Below are 16,843 nucleotides of genomic sequence, written 5' to 3'. Positions count from 1 at the left end.
GCCGATTAGCGTACGGCGCCCAGCCGGTAGCCACGCTTGACCACCGTCTTCACCAGACCGGGAACGCCGAGGGATCGGCGGAGTCGGCTGATCGCGACATCGAGTGCGTGCTCATCGGTGCCGTCCGGGAGACACCGCTGCAGGTCGGCTCGTCGGGCGACCCCTTCCGTGCCGGCCAGGGTCCGGAGCAGAGCGAAGGCGTTGGGGCTGAGGGTGATCAGTCGTCCGTCCACCAGCACCGCCCCGCCGCGCAGCTCCAGTTCGGCTGCGCCGCAGCGAAGACGGCGTACGCGGTGCTCGGCCAGCTCTTCGCTGACCAACCGGATGAGTGCACCGAGCCGATGACGGTCCGGAGCCAGCACCGTTGCGCCGGCGTCGCGCAGCGGTCCGGCGGTCACCGGACCGACCGCGACGGCAAGGACGTCGGTTTCCAGTGCTGCGACGAACTCGTCCAGCAGGCCGATCTCCCGAGCCACCGCCACGGTGGCCTCGGCGCCGGGTGCGCTGGTGAACGTCACGGCATCGAGGTGCCTGGCGCAGGTGGCCTCGATCAGCCGGGTCAGCCGGTCCGGGGCGGCCGGCGGCACCCAGCGGTAGGGCGTCACGGTCCACACGCGGGCGCTGAGGTCGCGCAACCGGGCGAGCTGGATCTCGTCGGTGTAGCCGTGCAGCTGGATGGCGACGCGCCGGCCGGTCAGGCCCGCCTGATGCACCGCGTCGATCAGGGATGCGGTGGTGTCGCTCGCGCTGGCAGCTTCCTCTTCGAGCCCGGCGGCCCGGATCGCACCCACTGATTTTGGTCCGCGAGCGAGGATCAGCGCATCCTCCAAGACCTCGGTGAGTCGTGCCCCGAGCCCGACCGTGTCCGCAACCTCGAGCCAACGACGCATCCCATATCCGGTGGTGATCAAGACCACCTCGGGACGAGCCTCGATCAGCGCCCGCGTCTCGGCGACCAGGATGGTGTCCTGGTCGTGGGGCGCGATCTTCAGTGCCGGAGCGTGCAGCACCTCGGCGCCCCGGCGTTCCAGGGCCGAGATCAGGTCCTGGGACCGGCGATCGGAGGTCACCCCGACCCGGAATCCGGTGAGCAGCTCAATCGGACTCTGCCGGCGGTCCGCAGGACGGGACGCTGCGCTCACGAGTCCCACGCGCTCGGATCGAACAGCATGCGGACTCTCCTGCGCCGAGGACTGGTGCGACGACCCTAGACCGACGCACGTTAAGGCCGGGTCCCGATTGTGTTACCGGTTGTTTCGGCTGATCTCACCTCGGCCTTGGCCGGGTGAGAGAGAACGCTTACCCGCCGTTACCGGGGATCGCCGCAGGCTGTAACACGCAGTTTCGACGATGGTTGCATGCTTGCCGACCGAACCCGGACGCACTGTCCGTACTGCTCTTTGCAGTGCGGGATCGTGCTGACGGCCCGAACCCGGCCGGTCACCCTGCAGCCGCAGCTCGACTTCCCGACCAACCGGGGTGGTCTGTGCAGCAAGGGCTGGAACGCGGCGACCTTGCTGGATCATCCGCAGCGGCTGCTGCACCCGTTGGTGCGCACGGTGCCTGGGGATCGGGCCAGCGCTTTCCGGCCGGCGAGCTGGACCGAGGCGCTGGCGGCGATCGTCGACGGGATCACCGCCACCCAAGCGAAGTACGGTCGCGACGCGGTCGGCTGCTTCGGCGGTGGCGGCCTGACGAACGAGCAGGCGTACGCGTTCGGCAAGTTCGCCCGGGTGGTGCTGCGCACCGCCATGATCGACTACAACGGCCGGTTCTGCATGAGTTCGGCGGCGACCGCGAGCAACCGAGCCTTCGGCATCGATCGCGGGCTGCCGTTTCCGCTGGCCGACATCGCCGAGACCAAGGCGATCCTGCTGGTCGGTTCGAACCCGGCCGCCACGATGCCGCCGGCGATGCAGTATTTCGACGCCGGTCGTGCCGCCGGGGCGACGCACATCGTCGTCGATCCGCGCCGGACCGCGACGGCAGCAGGCGCCGATCTGCACCTGCAGCCCGTGCCGGGCACCGATCTCGCGCTGGCCAACGGTCTGCTCCACCTGGCGATTCGGGAGGGCCTGGTCGACGAGGAGTATGTGGCCGCCCGCACCTCCGGTTTCGCCGCGGTGCGGGACGGGGTCGCGTCCTATTGGCCGGACCGGGTGGAGCGGATCACCGGCGTACCGGTCGAGTCCATGATCGCCGCCGTCCGTGCGCTCGCCGAGGCCGAGAGCGCGATGATCTTGACCGCCCGCGGAGCCGAGCAGCACAGTGCCGGCACCGACACCGCGCAGGCGTTCATCAACCTGGCGCTGGCGCTCGGACTGCCCGGCAGGCCGTGCTCCGGCTACGGCACGATCACCGGCCAGGGCAACGGCCAGGGAGGCCGCGAGCACGGCCAGAAGGCGGATCAGCTGCCCGGCTATCGCAAGCTGGCCGACCCGGAACACCGCGCACACGTGGCGAAAGTCTGGGGGATCGACCCCACCGAGCTGCCCAAGCCGGGGCTGTCGGCGTACGAGATGCTCGACCGGATGGGCACCGACGGTGGGGTCCGCGCGCTGCTGGTGCTGGCGTCCAACATCGCCGTCTCCGCCCCGGACGTGAACCGGGTCCGCGACCGGCTCGCCGCCCTGGACCTGCTGGTGGTCTCCGACCTCTTCCTCTCCGAGACCGCCGAACTGGCCGATGTCGTGCTCCCCGCCGCCCAGTGGGCGGAGGAGGAAGGGACGATGACCAACCTCGAAGGCCGCGTCATCCGGCGCAAGCGGGCGCTGCCGCCGCCCGAAGGAGTGCTCGACGACCTGCAGCTGTTGAAGGCCCTGGCCGACGGACTCGGCCGGGGTGCCTATCTCAGCGCCGATCCGGCCGAGATGTTCGCCGAGCTGCGCCGCGCCTCGGCCGGCGGTATCGCCGACTATGCCGGCATCAGCTGGGAGCGGATCGAGGCCACCGACGGAGTGTTCTGGCCGTGTCCGAGCGAGGACCATCCCGGTACGCCACGCCTGTTCGCCGGCGGCTTCCCGACCCGCGACGGCCGAGCCCGCTTCATCCGGGTCGACTACACCGCACCCGCCGAGACGCCGGATGCCAGGTTCCCGTACGTGCTGACCACCGGTCGGCTGATGGCGCACTACCAAAGCGGCACCCAGACGCGGCGGGCGCTGAGCCCGGCCCAGGCCCGTCAGGAACAGGCCCATCAGGAACAGGCCCGTCAGGAACAGGCCACCGGGGAGCCGGAAGCTCAGCTGCACCCGGACCTGGCCCGCTCACTGGGTGTGCAGCACACCGACCTCGTCGAGCTGAGATCGCGCCGCGGCACCGCGACCTTCCGGGCCAGCGTCAACGACGACATCCGGCCCGACACCGTGTTCGTGCCGTTCCACTGGGGCGGGGCCTCGGCGGCCAACAACCTCACCAACCCCGTGCTGGATCGGCACTCCAAGATGCCCGCCTTCAAGGCCTGCGCGGTCGACGTCGCCCGGATCGGCAACTCGTCTCCTCGGAAGGAATCTCCCGTGATCGCTCGCAACCATTTCCTGCAAGGCGTCTATCCCTTCCACGGCGCCGGGATGGACAAGCAGACACCGATCAGCGACGAGCTCAGCCGGCTGGTGCCCGATGGCGTGGTCAGTCAGGCGCTCTATTTCCGCGGCGGCAACTCCACCGACGAGCTGATCACCGTCGTGCTGCTGCGCGACGGAGTGCCGATGCGCTACTTCCCGATCGGCGCCAAGGGTGACGTGCACGTGCCGCTGCGGGTCGTGGAGGACATCGAGGGTGGCTCGCTGATCGAGCTCGCCCTGGCCGCACCCGCCGGACTGATCGGCACGGTCGTGGTCGACCTCGGACTGGTAGAGCACTGATGACAGATCTGCTTGCGCCTCCCAGTTCAGCGAGGGAGAGCTGGCCGACGAAGCAGCGGCTGGTGGTGATCGGCAATGGCATGGCCGGTGCCCGCACGGTGGAGGAGATCCTCAGCCGCAACGGTGCCGAGCTGTTCGAGATCACCATGTTCGGCGACGAGCCGTACGGCAACTACAACCGCATCATGCTCAGCCATGTGCTGTCCGGCGAGGACAGCGAGGCGGACATCTTCCTCAACAGCCTGCAGTGGTACGCCGACAACGCCATCGACCTGCATGCCGGCGTCCGCATCGAGCGAATCGATCGGTTCGCCAAGGTGGTCTTCGGCGATGACGGGTCGATCACGCCCTACGACCAGCTGATCATTGCCACCGGCAGCCGCGCTTTCGTGCCGCCGACGGAGGGCATCTATCGCCCAAATGGCTCGATGCTGCCGGGCGTCTTCTCCTTCCGCACCCTCGACGACACCCGGGCGATGGTCGAGTACGCGCGGCGCGAGGATCATCACCGGGCGGTGGTGATCGGCGGTGGCCTGCTCGGTCTGGAGGCCGCCCGCGGCTTGCAGACCCATGGGGTCCAGGTCGACGTCGTGCACTCCGGCAAGCACCTGATGAACGCCCAGCTCGGCCGCGCCGGCGGTGAGATCCTGCGCCGCAGCATGGCCCAGCTCGGCGTCGGGGTTTTCACCGGCACCCGGGTCACCGAGGTCTGGGGTCCGGACCGGGTGCGCGGCGTCAAGCTGCGCGATCTCACCGAGATCGATTGCGATCTGGTGGTGATCGCCGCCGGTATCCGGCCGAACACCGATGTCGCCACCGTCTCCGGTTTCACCGTCGAACGGGCGATCGTGGTCGACGACCAGCTGCGTACCGTCGAAGACCCGTCGGTGTTCGCGGTCGGGGAGTGCGTGCAGCACCGCGGCGAGGTCTACGGACTGGTGGCACCCCTGTGGGAGCAGGCGGTGGTGCTTGCCGATCAGATCACCGGCGCGAACCCCGCGGCGCGCTATCTCGGCTCGCGCACCGCGACCAAACTCAAGGTGGCCGGAGTCGAGGTCGCCTCGATGGGTGTCGCCGAGCCGGAGCGAGACACCGACGAGCACATCGTGTTCTCCGAGCCGAGCCGGGGCGTCTACAAGTCGGTCGTGGTCCGCGACGGCAAGGTGATCGGCGCGACGCTGCTCGGTGACAGCTCCAAGGTCGCCTTCCTGCAGCAGGCCTTCGACCGCGGGCTGCCACTGCCGGACGAGCGGGTGGAGCTGCTGTTCGACCTGGGTGGGCCCACGGAGGACGTCGGTGTCGCCGAGCTGGCCGACGACGCCCAGGTGTGCAATTGCAACGGCGTCTGCAAGTCGACGATCGTCGACACCGTCAAGGGCGGCTGCAAGACCGTCACCGGCGTGATGGACGCGACCCGGGCCGGCAAGGGCTGCGGGTCCTGCAAGGGGCTGGTGGCCAAGCTGGTGGAGTGGGCCGCCGACGGTGCGGTCCAGGAGGATCCGTCGATCCACTGGTATGTGCCGGGCATCCCGCTGGACAAGCCGACCCTGATGGCCGAGATCCGGGAGCGCAACCTGCGCTCGGTGGCCGAGGTGTTCGCGGCCTTGGCGCCGGGCGGCGCGGAGGACGCCAAGTCCAAGATGGGTCTGGCGTCACTGCTGAAGATGATGTGGGGGAGCGAGGCGCCCGATGATCGTGAGGGCCGATTCATCAACGACCGGGTGCACGCCAACATCCAGAAGGACGGCACCTTCTCCGTCGTGCCGCAGATGCGGGGCGGGGTCACGACACCCGAGCAGCTGCGCCGGATCGCCGACGTCGCGGAGAAGTACGACGTGCCGATGGTCAAGCTGACCGGCGGTCAGCGGATCGACCTGCTGGGCATCAAGAAGGAGGACCTGCCGGCCGTCTGGGCCGACCTCGACATGCCGTCCGGCTACGCGTACGGCAAGTCGTTTCGCACCGTGAAGACCTGTGTCGGGCAGGAGTTCTGCCGGTTCGGCACCGGCGACTCCACCAAGCTCGGGATCGAGCTGGAGACGCGGCTGCAGGGCATGGAGGGTCCGGCCAAGATGAAACTGGCCGTCTCGGGCTGCCCCCGCAACTGCGCCGAGTCGTACGTGAAGGACGTCGGCATCGTGGCGATCGAGGGCGGCCGCTGGGAGATCTACATCGGCGGCGCGGCCGGCGCGCACATCCGCAAGGGCGATCTGCTCTGCACCGTCGACGACGCCGAGACCGCCAAGCTCCTCACCGGCCGGTTCCTGCAGTACTACCGGGAGAACGCCAAGTGGCTGGAACGCACGTACGCGTTCGTTCCCCGAGTCGGGCTGGAGCACATCCGCGCCGTGGTGGTCACCGACAGTGAAGGGATCGCGGAGCGGCTGGACGCGGAAGTGGCCAAGCATGCCGAGAACCACCGCGATCCGTGGCAGGACGGGAAGAACCCGGCAAGCCCGGGGCAGTTCCGGGCATCGCTGCCGCTCGAGGTGCTGCCGCACGTGCCCAAGAATCGGGCCGAGATCTTGCTGGGCGGGTCCTGGTGAGCACCGACCTGAGCGACGCCCGCGTGGGCATGCGGCACGTCCTGGGCAGGCTCGACCAGGTCCCGTACGGCGAGGGCCGGGCCTTCGCGGTCGCCGGGGAGCAGATCGCGGTCTTCCGACTGCGCGACGGCAGCCTGCGTGCGGTGTCCGCGGTCTGCCCACACAAGGGCGGCCCGATCGCTGACGGGCAGATCGACTCGACGGTGGTGCTCTGTCCGCTGCACCTGAACGCGTTCGACCTCACCACCGGCTGCTCGACCAGCAGTGACTACACCCTGCGCACCTACGACGTGCAGGTCATCGACGACCGCATCGTCCTCGACTGTTGATCCACCACCGTTGAAGGACTCGCAATCATGAGTACGTCCGATACCTCGACCACGGCACCTGCGACCTCGAGCACTCTGGCCACCACAGCCGCCAAGCACCGCCTCGGGGGCAGGTGGATCGAGGACTGGCGCCCGGAGGACCCGGAGTTCTGGACCACCAGGGGCAAGCCGATCGCCCGCCGCAATCTGATCTTCTCCGTCGCCAGCGAGCACATCGGGTTTTCCATCTGGAGCCTGTGGTCGGTGCTGGTGCTGTTCCTCGGCCCGGAGTACGGCTTCGACCCGGCGCAGAAGTTCCTGCTGACCGCACTGCCGACGCTGGTGGGGGCGGTGCTGCGGTTGCCGTACACGTTCGCGGTCGCGATCTTCGGCGGCCGCAACTGGACCATCGTGTCAGCGTTGCTGCTGCTGGTGCCGACGACCCTGATCGCCATCTTCCTGCAGCCGGGTGTGGAGTTCGGCACCTTGCTGGTGGTGGCCATGTCCGCCGGCGTCGGTGGTGGCAACTTCGCCTCGTCGATGACCAACATCAACACCTTCTACCCGGTCCGGCTCAAGGGTTGGGCGCTCGGCATCAACGCCGGTGGCGGCAACCTGGGCGTGCCGGTCGTGCAACTCGTCGGCCTGGTCGTGCTCGCCACCCTCGGCACGCAGCACCCGCGCGCGATGGTGGTCATCTATCTGCCGCTGATCCTCCTGGCCGCGAGCGGCGCCGCGGTGTTCATGGACAACCTGGCGCAGAACTCCCAAGCCAAGGGCGCCATCCGGGAGGTGATGACCCATCGCGAGACCTGGATCATGTCGCTGCTCTACATCGGCACCTTCGGTTCCTTCATCGGCTTCAGCTTCGCGTTCGGACAGGTGCTGCTGGTGCAGTTCCCCGAGCAGTTCCCGACCCCGGTCAAGGCTGCGGCGCTCACCGTCCTCGGACCGTTGCTCGGCTCGCTGATCCGTCCGGTCGGCGGTGCGCTGGCCGACCGCTACTCGGGGTCGCGGGTCACCTTCTGGAACTTCGTGGCGATGGCCATCGGCGCCGGCGTCGTGTTGGCGGCCTCCCAGTTGCACTCGCTGCCGATCTACATCGTCGGGTTCACCACGCTGTTCGTGTTCAGCGGGCTGGGGAACGGTTCGACGTACAAGATGATCCCGGCGATCTTCCATGCCAAGGCGGTCGTCGAGGCAGGCCGCGGCGAGGAGGTGGACTTGACCGAGAAGCGGGCCACCCGACGCGCCGGTGCGCTGATCGGTCTTGCTGGTGCGATCGGCGCCCTCGGCGGAGTCGGGGTCAACCTGGCGTTTCGACAGTCGTTCCTGAGCTTCCAGACCGGCGACGGGGCCTACCTGATCTTCATCGCCTACTACGCCGTCTGTTTCGCGATCACCTGGACGGCGTTCATCCGACCGCAGGACGGCCGACCGCCCGGTGTTTGAGGGCCGCGTCCGGTGCAGCTCGGTCAGTGCACCGTCTGTGCCGCGCTCAGGATGACGTCGGCCACGAGCTTGGGGCTGGCGGCCGGCACGTCATGACCGGAGTGTGTGGTGACGACCCGGGCACCGGCACGCTGCGCCATGAACCGCTGGGTGACCGTGGGAATGGCGTTGTCCTCCAGTGCCACGATGGCCCACTTCGGTGTCTTGGCCGGCGGATTCACGGTGGTGGCCTCGCCCAGAGCGGCCGCGGCAATGGGCCGTTGGACGACGGCGGCCACGGCTGCCTCGGAACGGGACAGACCGCCTGCGTAGACCTTCTGGAAGGTGGCCGGATTGACGTACAGATCGGTGCCACCGGTCGGCTCGGACCGGCCGACGAGGTTGTCTCCACTCAACAGCGAGCCCGGATCCTTGTAGGTCAGGTCTGCCGGCGACTCCCCGGCCCGTGGGATGTAGGCGGCGACATAGACGAGTGCCTTCACGTCCGGATCGTTCGCTGCCGCCGCGCTGATCAAGAAGCCGGCGTAGGAGTGCCCGACGAGCACGATCGGGCCCGGAATGGTGGCCAGCACGCTCGTCAGGTACGCCGTGTCGGAAGCGACACTGCGCAGCGGGTTCGCGACGGCGATCACCTGATAGCCGCGATTCTGGAGTCGCTCGACCTCGCCGCTCCAACTGGACGAGTCCGCGAACGCCCCGTGCACCAGCACGATGGTCGGTCTTTTCGGGGCGGGATGGCCGGTGGTGCCGGCCGCGCTCGGATAGATGCCGGCGGTGGCCAGCAGGGTCAGAGTCGCCACAGCCAGCAGCCAGCTGCGCAGCAGTCGTCGCATGGTGAAGTCCTTTCAGTCAGGGGAGAATGAACCAGGCTGGTGCGGTCGGCACAGTCCGCGCGCTGACTGTCTCGTGACCTCACCAGACGATGTCGGGCCTGGTGGTCACCATCGTGTTCGAGGACCGCCAGCTCTCGCCAATGCCGATTCTGGCGACGCTGATGCCGCCTCGGCATGAACCGTCCGGGGCCGCCCTGGTGGCCTGTGTCAGCCGTCGGTCGCCGGGGTGGTCGCGCGAGATCGCGACCATCAGCGCTTCCTCGAACAGCGGCACGACCCGCAATGTCCTCGGGCCGATCGGCAGCCGGGTGAACGCGATGTCGACCCGACCATCGGTGACGAAGTCGACCTGGTCGGCGAGGCTGGTGAACACAGCGTCGATCTGGAGGTCGGGATGTTGACGCTGGAAGGTGGTGATGATCGATGCCGCATCGGTGCCAGGCATGAACCCGATCGTGAACCGAGCCTCCGCGCGCCCCGCCGTGCGTGCCGCTCGCTCGAGCGCTGTGGCCGCCCGCAGCAGGTCCCGAGCCTGGTCCAAGATCTCGCGGCCGGCGGCGGTGAGCTCGGTGCCCTGGCGCGAACGCTCGAACAGCTTGGTGCCCAAGGACTGTTCCAGGGCTGCGATCTGACGGCTCAGTGCGGGCTGGGTCATGTGTACCGCCGCCGCAGCACGGATGAAGCTCAGCGATTCGGCGACCGCCACGAAGTAGTGCAGTCGGCGTAGATCAAGATCGACCACGGCTGCATGCTAGTGGGGTGTCGGCGATGATTGCCGGGCGCACTCTCACCGCACTCTCATCGGCGAACGACTGTGAGCTGCGGCTGCCCGACGCGGAGGCACCAGCGCCGGGCTACGTTGGGCTGCTTGCCGCGCTGGGCTCCTGACAACCACACTTGGTCACAACGCCTAGTTCCACCAGCCGAAAGGAACAGCCCGTGACCACGTACCAGGTTGGCTATTTCATCGGAAGCCTGTCGTCCACCTCGATCAACCGGGTCTTGTCCAAGGCGCTGATCAGTCTTGCGCCGCCGGACTTGGAGTTCAGCGAGATCCCGATCGGGAATCTGCCGCTCTACAGCCCTGATTACGATGCCGACTACCCGCCGGAGGCGATCGCCTTGAAGGAGGCCATCGAAGGCTCGGACGCGGTGCTGTTCATCAGCCCGGAGTACAACCGCTCGATTCCCGGTGCCTTGAAGAACGCGATCGACTGGGCCTCCCGGCCGTGGGGCAAGAACTCCTTCCACCACATTCCGGCCGGCGTCATCGGCGCCTCGATCGGCGCCATCGGGACCGCCGTCGGTCAGCAGAGCCTGCGGGCGGTGCTGGGCTTCTGCAACGCGCGCCAGATGACCTCCCCGGAGGCGTACATCCACTATTCCCCGGCGGTCTTCAGCCCCGACGGCGAGGTCAGCGATGAAGCCACCGCCGCGTTCCTCCGTGGCTACATGGAAGAGTTCCGCGATCACATCGCCCGTGTCCTGACGGTGCTTCCCCGGCCCTGACCACGGCGGCCGTCGAGCCCTGACCCGCGCCCGGATCTGCTCGGTCTTGTCGGTTCTGCTCCATCTATTGATCGAGCGAGACCGACCAACCCGAGCAGATCGCAGCGGACCAGCCGAGAGTGTTGAGATAGTGGCGTGGCGATGACAGAAGACCTGGCCGACGGCATCCGCGTACGCGGCGCTCGACTGCACAATCTGCGCGACGTCGATGTCGATATCCCACGGAACCGGTTGGTCGCGGTGACCGGGGTGAGCGGGTCCGGCAAGTCGTCGCTGGCGTTCGGCACCATCCATGCTGAGGCGCAGCGTCGCTATTTCGACTCGGTCGCCCCGTTCGCTCGGCGGTTGATCCATCAGGCGACCAACCCGCGGGTCCGCCAGGTCAGCGGTCTGCCGCCCGCCGTCGCCCTCCAGCAGACCCGAGGTGGCGGGAACGCGCGCTCCACCGTGGGCACGGTGACGACCCTGGCCAACACCGTCCGGATGCTGTTCTCCCGGGCCGGTGCCTATCCCGAAGGTGCCGATCCGGATGGTGACGGTCGGCTCGACTCCGACCACTTCTCCGCGAACACCACCGTCGGCGCCTGCCCGGAGTGCGACGGACTGGGCGAGGTGCATCGGGCTACCGAGGCATCGATGGTGCCTGATCCCAGTCTGTCGATCGCGGAGAAGGCCATCGCCTCCTGGCCCGGTGCCTGGCTCGGCAAGAACTATCGAGACATCCTCGACACCCTCGGCTACGACATCCACCGACCGTGGCGCGAGCTGTCGCCAGAGGATCGGCACTGGATCCTGTTCACCGAGGAGGAGCCGGTCGTCACCGTCCACTCGGTGCGCGAGGCGGGCCGGATCCACCGACCGTACGAGGGCAAATACCTCAGCGCCGAACGCCACCTGCAGAAATCGCTCGGCTCGGGCTCGGCGGCCACCCGGGAGCGCGCGATGAGCTTTGTCGACGTGCAGACCTGTCCGCTCTGCCACGGTCGCCGGCTCCGCGCGGATGCGCTCGCGGTGACCTGGCGTGGTGAGCCGGTCGACGTCGTCACCGGCTGGCAGTTGGACCGGTTACGCGACGAGTGCCGTTCTCGGCTGATCGAACTCGGTGCCGATACCGGGCGGGAAACCGCGGTCGAGGAAGCTGAGGGGACCCTGCTGGCGGAACTGCTGAGTCGCCTCGATGTCCTCGTCGAACTCGGACTGGGCCATCTCAGCCTGGCCCGGCCGACCGCCTCGGTCTCGGCCGGCGAACTGCAACGATTGCGGCTCGCGACCCTGCTCGGTACGGGGCTGTTCGGTGTCGTCTACGTCTTGGACGAACCGTCCGCGGGTCTGCACCCGGCCGATTCCGAGGCGCTTCGCGATGTCGTACGTCGCTTGGTCGACGGCGGCAACAGCGTGCTGCTGGTGGAGCACGACCGCGATCTCATCCGGGTCTGCGACTGGGTGGTCGACGTCGGGCCCGGCGCCGGCCGGCACGGCGGCCAGGTCCTCTATTCGGGTCCCGTGGCCGGCCTGTCCGGAGTTGGCGATTCGCTCACTGGCAGCTGGCTGGACCGACGACCCCGGCCGATGGGTGAGCCACGAGCCCCGCAAGGGTGGTTGCCGCTCAACGGTATCCGGCGCAACAATCTGCGAGACCTCGATGTCGCGATGCCGCTCGGCGTCCTCACCGCGGTGACCGGAGTGTCCGGGGCCGGCAAGACCAGCCTGCTGGACGCGGTCGCGGACGGGGCGGGGGAGCGACGGCTGGTCCGGATCACCCAACAGCCGATCGGGCGTACGCCGCGGTCCAACCTGGCTACCTATACCGGTCTGTTCGACCATGTCCGGAAGCTGTTCGCGGCGACAACCGAGGCCAAGGAGCGTGGCTTCGGGGTGAGCCGGTTCTCCTTCAACGTGGCCGAAGGGCGCTGCCCGACCTGCCAGGGCGAGGGCATGGTCGAGGTCGGACTGATGTTCCTGCCTGGGTCGTACGCGCCCTGCCAAACCTGTGGCGGTAGCCGCTATCTGCCGGAGACCCTCGAGGTGCGCTGGCAGGGACTGACCATCGCCGAGGTGCTGGAGCTGTCGGTGGAAGAGGCACTGACCGTGTTCGCCGTCGCGCGCGAGTTATGGATAGTTTCGTCACCGACTACGGGGACGAAACTATCCATAAGTGCCGGGTCATCCATGGATGCCGTGCTGCGCAGCCTGCGGGCCCTGGATGCGCTCGGGCTGGGGTATCTCGGTCTGGGTCAGCCGGCGACCGAGCTCTCCGGTGGTGAGGCGCAGCGGATCAAACTGGCCACCGAGCTGCAGCGCACCAGCCGGGAACCCACCCTCTATCTGCTCGACGAGCCGACCACGGGGCTGCATCCCGCTGACCGGGAGCGGCTGGCGGCGGAGATCCATCGGCTGGTCGACGCCGGCAATACCGTCGTCGTCGCCGAGCACGATCGCGATCTGATCACCGCAGCCGACTGGGTGCTCGACCTCGGACCGGGCGCCGGCGACCGCGGCGGACGAGTGGTGTACGCGGGACCACCGGTCGGCTTGTCCGCCGCCGCCGACAGTCTGACCGGCCGGCACCTCGAGTACCAGCGATTGGCAGAGTAGCCGCCGTGATTGTCTCGTCGGTTCCCGACCGCTATCAGCGTCTCGACGCGCTCTGGCAGAAGATCTCGTTGCTGCCCGAGCGGTGACCCGTGCCGGATAGCCTCCCGCTATGGAGCTCCCCGAGCAGGCGCTGGCGGGCGGTATGGACGCAGCTCGGGGTGTGGTCCGGGTCGGCGACACGGTGCGTCGGCCGGGCATGCGCGCCGGGGTGAAAGAGTTGCTGCTCCATCTGGAGAGGGTCGGGTTCGTCGGCGCTCCGCGCTATCTCGGAACCGACGAGAAGGACCGCCACGTGGTGTCGTGGGTCGACGGTGACGTCCCCGTGCCGCCGTACCCGGAGTGGGCGATGACCGAGACGGCCCTGGTCTCCCTGGGGCGGTTGCTCCGCGAGTACCACGAAGCTGTCGCATCGTTCTCGCCGGTCGCGGCTGACTGGTCCACGGAATGGGCAGACCCCCACGGCGGTCCGACGGTCTGCCACAACGATCTCTATCCGGAGAACGTCGTATTTCGCGACGGCGTGGTGGTGGCACTCATCGACTTCGACATGGCCGGGCCCGGCCGGCCGCTCTGGGACCTGGCGATCGCCGCCTCGGAGTGGGCTCCATTGCATGCGCCGAGCGCGCGCCCGGCCGCTCAGCAAGGTCTGGACGCGGTGCGCAGGGTCGGGCTGCTCGCCGCTGCGTACGGTCTGGCGGCGGACCGGGCCGAGGACCTCCTCGACATCGTGCTCGAAGAGCGGGCGCATTCGACGCAGAACATCCTGAAGCAGGCTGCGGCCGGAGATCCGGTGTGGGTCGCGCATGTCAACGAGCCCGGCTTTGCCGAACGGACTGCTGCCGACCTGGATTGGCTTGATGCCCAGCGCGCCGCGCTGCAGAGCTCGACCGGGATGCCCGCTAGCGGCGAATCTGCTGCGGAAGGGCGAGGGCGGCCAACCCGCTGAGTGCCCGCGTGCCACAGGATCGACCACAGGGGATGACTCCCGCGATCGCCAGGACCGTGCGGGCGAGCGCGACGGTCCGAATTCCCAGTCGCTCCAAAAGGTGGCTTCGTGCTCTCAACCCATGATGATGTCGGTGGTCATGGACTGGTTGTCGCGCACGTACTGGATGGTGACGGTGGTGCCCGGCGGATTGCTGAGTGACGCCTCCTGCAGTTGGTCTGCGCTGGTCACGGGCTGTCCCGCCAAGGCGGTGATGATGTCGCTGCGCCGCAGGTTGGCGCGGGCTGCCGGACCGTCGGCTGTGACACCGGTGATGTACAGCCCGCTCGGGGTGAGCGTGCTATTGGGTCCGAGGACCGGTACGACACTGAGCCCGAAGTCTCCGTGCACGATCTTCCCGTCGCTGATGAGGCTGTCCGCGACCCGTTTGGCGGTCGGCGCGGGCACCGCGAACCCGAGTCCGATGCTGCCGGCCACCGGCTGTCCCAGGGAGTCGCTCGCGGTGGCACCGGCGGTCGGGACACCGACGAGATCGCCGCTGCAGTCGGCGAGCATGCCGCCGCTGTTGCCAGGGTTGATCGACGCATCCGTCTGGATGGCCGATACGAGCAGAGCGGTGGTGTCGTTGTCCGACGGGACCCGGACACTGCGCCCAAGACCGCTGACTACGCCGGACGTGAAGGTCTCGGTCAGGCCGAGTGGGGCCCCGATGGCGAAGACCTGCGCCCCGATGGGCGGCGTGGAGCCGAAGCGGACAGGCTGGGCGGGCTCTTTCGGGTCGACCTTGACGACGGCAAGATCGGTCTTTGGATCCCTCCCGACGAGCGTTGCCGGAAGCTCCTCACCATTGGGCCGTACGACGATGACAGCGCCGCCGCCGACAGCGGAGGAGATGACGTGGTTGTTCGTCAGGATGTGTCCCTCGGTGTCGAGGAACTGACCAGACCCGTTGCTGCCGGATCCGGTCCGGCTCTTGACATACAGGGTGACGACTGAAGGCATCGTCTTGGCAGCGACCTCGGCGGCCGGGCAGGTGGCGGTGGATCCGGTCCCGACGGACTGCTGGGTTGCCGACCTGGTGGTGACGGACACGGCCAGCGCAACACCCGCCGCCAGCAAGGCGGCGACTCCGAGGGCGAGCGGTCCCCAGTGCTGCAAGGGCGTCAGGTGGGTTGAGTCAGAGGGCATCCCGCGTCTCCCGAGTGCTGAGGGACTGGCGCGGCCAAGGGTAATCGGGCGCATCCTCGCCAACAACGACGACGGAGCGCTCAGCTTCGGGGCGATCGGGGCAGGAATCGATCGCCACCCTGCGGCGCGAAGAATTCGCCATCGCGGACGATCTGATGACCCCGGCTGAGGACATGCCGTGGGCGGCCTCGCCCGTGCTCGTCGGCATAGGGGTCGAATGAGTTGTCGACACTCGGCTCGAGGTCGGTCCCTTGCCAGCTGGCAGTGGGATCGATCAAGACCAGGTCCGCGTCGCTACCCACCCGAATCGCGCCCTTGCGCGGGAACATGCCGAGGGCGCGGGCGGCGCGTTCCGCCGATATCTCGGTGAAGGTGCCCACCGACAGGCCGTGAACGTTGACAGCTTGGTGCCACAGCATCGGCGTACGGATCTGAACCCCGGGCGCGCCTAACGGCAGCTCGCGGAAGTCAGTGGCCGTGGGGCGCTTGGTCGTCAACGAGTACGCGTTGTGATCCGAGCCGACGGCTTGGACGGTGCCGTTGGCGACGCCGTCCCAGAGCATCGCCTGGTCGGCTCTCGAACGGATCGGCGGCGACAGAACATAGCGCCACGGCTCGGGGCCGGTGAAGACGGTGTCATCGAAGGTCAGATAATGGGTGCAGGTCTCGGCGTACGCCTCGACGCCGATCGCGCGGGCATCGGTGACCGCGCGCAACGCCGCCGCGCCGGAGACGTGGAAGATCCAGATCGGCGATCCGAGCTCCTTGGCGAGCAGGCACAGGGTGTTGATCGCCGTGGTCTCCGCCAGGGCAGGGCGGCTCGCGGCGAAGTCGGCGATTCCGGTCCGGCCTTGATCCACGAGCTCGCGCTGAGCCTCGCCGAGAATCGTGTGGTTCTCGGCATGGAACCCGGGCAAGCCGCCGTGGTCGGAGATGGCGCGCATCAGACGCCAGGCATCCCCGTCAGTGACCAGGTTCTCCGGATAAGTCGTGAACATCTTGAAGGAGGTGCAGCCCAGATCGATCACCGTTTTGATGTCGGTCAGCACCTGGTCATCGGCGCGATTGAGCATCGGATGGACGCCGACGTCGATGACAGCGGAGGCGTTGATCGCAGCGATCCGGTTCTCAACTGCTTCGACCAGACGTTGTCCGGGCGCCATCGGAGGCACGAAATCGATCAGGGTCGTCGTCCCTCCGAGGACCGCGGCGCGGGTCGCCTGCCCGAAGGAGTCCTCGGTCTGCGGCATATCCACATGGGTGTCGATGCCTCTGCTGACCTGGGCGCGCCAGCAAGGCTGATTGCCTGCCGCGCGGATACGTACGTGCTTAACGATCGTCCGTTGTTGACCGATCGTTGACCAAGTCTGGACGCAACTGAGTAGCTTCAGGCCATGACTTCGTGGAGCGACGAGCAACTGAATGAGTTGATCGAGCAGGCGACGGTCGACTGTTACGACGAGGAGGTCGATCGGCGTTGCGCCAGCCACCGCACCAGGTGATCCGCGGACTGCGGCAGCGGTGGCTCAGTCACGCATTGCTCGGCGAGTTCCGGCGGATCGAGGTCATCAAGGGGCAGCAGGCGGTCAACGTGCTGACAGCC

13 protein-coding genes are annotated in these 16,843 nt (G+C 68.0%); 8 read left to right on the top strand and 5 right to left on the bottom strand.

Annotated elements, in window-relative coordinates; genetic code table 11:
* Positions 1-5: 5 nt before the first annotated feature.
* Complete coding sequence (locus tag MLP_RS17035; RefSeq protein ID WP_041792807.1) at positions 6-1,142, bottom strand: uroporphyrinogen-III synthase; 1,137 nt, start codon at positions 1,140-1,142, stop codon at positions 6-8.
* 216 nt (positions 1,143-1,358) lie between these two features.
* On the opposite strand from MLP_RS17035, the gene MLP_RS17030 reads away from it, so the two are divergent.
* From MLP_RS17030 to MLP_RS17015, 4 genes are read left to right on the top strand one after another with little or no spacing between them, the layout of a single operon-like run.
* Complete coding sequence (locus tag MLP_RS17030; RefSeq protein ID WP_013864397.1) at positions 1,359-3,863, top strand: molybdopterin oxidoreductase family protein; 2,505 nt, start codon at positions 1,359-1,361, stop codon at positions 3,861-3,863.
* Positions 3,863-6,409: a nitrite reductase large subunit NirB gene (gene nirB / locus MLP_RS17025; protein ID WP_013864396.1), complete on the top strand. Its 2,547-nt coding sequence runs from the start codon at positions 3,863-3,865 to the stop codon at positions 6,407-6,409. The genes MLP_RS17030 and nirB overlap by 1 nt, the downstream gene beginning before the upstream one ends.
* Positions 6,406-6,738, top strand: coding sequence for a Rieske (2Fe-2S) protein (locus MLP_RS17020; RefSeq protein ID WP_013864395.1), 333 nt, complete (start codon positions 6,406-6,408; stop codon positions 6,736-6,738). Before nirB ends, MLP_RS17020 begins: the two co-directional genes overlap by 4 nt.
* Positions 6,739-6,765: 27 nt before the next feature.
* A complete protein-coding gene (locus MLP_RS17015; protein ID WP_013864394.1) occupies positions 6,766-8,169 on the top strand; it encodes a nitrate/nitrite transporter in 1,404 nt (467 codons plus the stop codon).
* 23 nt (positions 8,170-8,192) lie between these two features.
* On the opposite strand, the gene MLP_RS17010 is transcribed toward MLP_RS17015, so the two are convergent.
* Together MLP_RS17010 and MLP_RS17005 are read right to left on the bottom strand one after the other, a co-directional pair.
* Positions 8,193-9,002: an alpha/beta fold hydrolase gene (locus MLP_RS17010; RefSeq protein ID WP_013864393.1), complete on the bottom strand. Its 810-nt coding sequence runs from the start codon at positions 9,000-9,002 to the stop codon at positions 8,193-8,195.
* Between the two features lie 79 nt (positions 9,003-9,081).
* A complete protein-coding gene (locus MLP_RS17005) occupies positions 9,082-9,744 on the bottom strand; it encodes a LysR family transcriptional regulator (protein ID WP_013864392.1) in 663 nt (220 codons plus the stop codon).
* Positions 9,745-9,761: 17 nt separating this feature from the next.
* On the opposite strand from MLP_RS17005, the gene MLP_RS29265 reads away from it, so the two are divergent.
* From MLP_RS29265 to MLP_RS16990, 4 genes are all read left to right on the top strand, one after another.
* Positions 9,762-9,890: a hypothetical protein gene (locus MLP_RS29265; protein WP_269453363.1), complete on the top strand. Its 129-nt coding sequence runs from the start codon at positions 9,762-9,764 to the stop codon at positions 9,888-9,890.
* Between the two features lie 51 nt (positions 9,891-9,941).
* Positions 9,942-10,511: an NADPH-dependent FMN reductase gene (locus MLP_RS17000; RefSeq protein WP_013864391.1), complete on the top strand. Its 570-nt coding sequence runs from the start codon at positions 9,942-9,944 to the stop codon at positions 10,509-10,511.
* A gap of 141 nt (positions 10,512-10,652) precedes the next feature.
* Positions 10,653-13,106 carry an ATP-binding cassette domain-containing protein gene (locus MLP_RS16995; protein ID WP_041792798.1) on the top strand — a complete coding sequence of 818 codons (2,454 nt, stop codon included), beginning with the start codon at positions 10,653-10,655 and terminating at the stop codon, positions 13,104-13,106.
* Between the two features lie 109 nt (positions 13,107-13,215).
* A complete protein-coding gene (locus MLP_RS16990; RefSeq protein WP_013864389.1) occupies positions 13,216-14,052 on the top strand; it encodes a phosphotransferase in 837 nt (278 codons plus the stop codon).
* 114 nt (positions 14,053-14,166) lie between these two features.
* Here the strand turns inward: MLP_RS16990 and MLP_RS16985 are convergent, their stop codons facing one another.
* Both MLP_RS16985 and MLP_RS16980 read right to left on the bottom strand, forming a co-directional pair.
* Positions 14,167-15,240: a S1C family serine protease gene (locus MLP_RS16985; protein ID WP_070100477.1), complete on the bottom strand. Its 1,074-nt coding sequence runs from the start codon at positions 15,238-15,240 to the stop codon at positions 14,167-14,169.
* 80 nt (positions 15,241-15,320) lie between these two features.
* On the bottom strand, positions 15,321-16,490 hold the full coding sequence (locus MLP_RS16980; protein ID WP_041790195.1) for an amidohydrolase family protein: 1,170 nt from the start codon (positions 16,488-16,490) through the stop codon (positions 15,321-15,323).
* Positions 16,491-16,843 lie beyond the last annotated feature (353 nt).

The organism is Microlunatus phosphovorus NM-1 (assembly GCF_000270245.1).
In the GTDB taxonomy this organism is placed as follows: Bacteria; Actinomycetota; Actinomycetes; order Propionibacteriales; family Propionibacteriaceae; genus Microlunatus; species Microlunatus phosphovorus.
The sequence above is the reverse complement of the archived record's forward strand: the minus strand, read 5'-3'. Positions and strand labels throughout refer to the sequence as shown.